Annotated in this window: 2 protein-coding genes; both read right to left on the bottom strand. The window is 68.0% G+C overall.

Annotated elements, in window-relative coordinates:
• Positions 1 to 519, bottom strand: a 519-nt coding sequence (locus tag KGA66_RS29115; RefSeq protein WP_211472832.1) for a nucleotidyl transferase AbiEii/AbiGii toxin family protein, incomplete at its 3' end; no start/stop codon positions are given.
• Entirely contained in the window at positions 512 to 1,102 is a 591-nt protein-coding gene (locus KGA66_RS29110; protein WP_211472830.1) for a type IV toxin-antitoxin system AbiEi family antitoxin domain-containing protein, read from the bottom strand. The genes KGA66_RS29110 and KGA66_RS29115, both read right to left, overlap by 8 nt.
• Between the last annotated feature and the right edge of the window lie 115 nt (positions 1,103 to 1,217).

Genomic DNA, 1,217 nt, shown 5'->3' with positions numbered 1-1,217 from the left:
GTAGCCGGTGAGCTCCATGGTTCCGCCGAGGATTTTCGGCAGGACGATGCGCTGCGGTGCCGGCGATACGGGGTCGCCGATGTTGATGTCGACGTGGAAGGTCAGGCGGGCCGCGGAGAGCGTCGCGGTGAGGGTGACGCGCACGCCGGGGTATTCGTGCTCGTCCCGGATCGGCTCCGCGGTTGCCGAGTCCGGGTCGATCTGTAGGCCGTCGTCGAGCGGGATCGCGGCGATCGCGCGTACCACCTCGCGCATGGCGTCGAGCTCGCCGGACAGGTGGTCCGCGCACAGGTCGATGTCGCGAGTTGGTCGGCGGGATCCGAAGGCGGCGAGCAGGACGCCGCCTTTGAGGACGAGGCGGTCGGCGTAGGGGGAGATGGTCAGGCGGGAGAGGAAGCCTTCGAGGGCGTAGAGCTGGTGGAGTTCGTCGGTGGGGCGGCCCTGTCTGCGTGCGAGGTTTCGTAGGTCGAGGTAGGCGCGGCCGCCTGTGGTGGCGCGGGTGGGGCGGGTGTCAGGCAAGGAGTGTCTCCAGGGCGGCGCGTAGCGGTGGCTGCGTGTGGGGGAACCGGGCGGCGAGCTTCAGGAGGGCTGTGGGTTGGCTGCCGGGCAGTCGCAGCCATCGTTTCAGGGCGCTGAGTGCCAGGTCGCTTCCTTCGCGGTGGCGCAGCCGGAACGCGTCGATGATGCTGCGTTCGGGGTTGTAGAGGCCGATGGAAAGGTCCGTGGTCAACGGCAGGACGTCGCGGCCGAGGTCGAAGGTGGCGGGTTGGAAGCTGTGCCAGATGGCGGGTGCACTCGTGGCGGGTCTCCACTGGCCGCGCGGAAGGGCGACGTCGATGCCCGGCGGGATCTCGTCGGTCAGTGCGTGCCTGGCCAGGGCGGTGGCCAGGCAGAGGGTCGCCCTGGGTGCCCGGACGGCGATTTCGATCAGGTCGATGTCAGCATTCTGGTCGGTGTCGGTGCGGTGGAACAGGCCGTGTCCGATCTGCTCGATCCGTCCCTCGTCGCGCAACTGGTAGAGGCGTCGTTTCGAGATGCCGACCCTGCGCGCTTCGGTGTAGGTGAAGTCCGTTGGCAGGGTGGTGTCGGTGCTGTCGCCCACGAGGCCTCCTCGGCGTGCGCGATGAGAGATGCGTACAGCTTCCTTGGGAATTATCCTACACAGGTCTGTCTGATGCGTAGAGGATCGTTCCCGAGCCATGCGTGAGCCGCCGAGG

Source organism: Actinocrinis puniceicyclus, assembly GCF_018283645.1.
Classification (GTDB): Bacteria; Actinomycetota; Actinomycetes; order Streptomycetales; family Catenulisporaceae; genus Actinocrinis; species Actinocrinis puniceicyclus.
Note: the sequence above shows the minus strand (reverse complement) of the source record. Positions and strands in the feature narration are given on the sequence as shown.